Raw genomic sequence first — 389 nt, 5'->3', positions numbered from 1 at the left:
ATCACCGCCAGTGCCCCACCGAGCGCCGCCGCCGTCAGCAGCACCCGCCGCACCACCACGTCACCCCGCCCCAACCGCAGCCCGCCGACCATCGTCACCGGCACGTCCCGCAGCACCCCGCGCAGCGTCGCCGGCGCACGCGGCGGCTCCGACAACGCCACCAGCACGTACGTCACGTACCCCACCCCGATCAACGCGCCCAGCAGCGGCGGCACCGACAACGGCAACACCACTCCCGCCGTCACCTCCACCAGCCGCGCGCCCGGATCCGGCCCGAGCCCGAGCACCCACGGCAGCCCGCCACCGCACACCGTGCCCACCGCCAACGCGACCGCCGTCGCGGTGTTCCCCCGCGCCAGCCCGGTGCGCAGCTCCGCCTGTCTCTTATA

1 pseudogene is annotated in these 389 nt (G+C 75.3%); it reads right to left on the bottom strand.

Annotated elements, in window-relative coordinates:
* A pseudogene (locus FNX44_RS28520) lies at positions 1-389 on the bottom strand (MFS transporter); the annotation flags it as partial.

It is taken from the genome of Streptomyces alkaliterrae, assembly GCF_007097205.2.
GTDB classification, from domain to species: Bacteria; Actinomycetota; Actinomycetes; order Streptomycetales; family Streptomycetaceae; genus Streptomyces; species Streptomyces alkaliterrae.
Note: the sequence above shows the minus strand (reverse complement) of the source record. Positions and strands in the feature narration are given on the sequence as shown.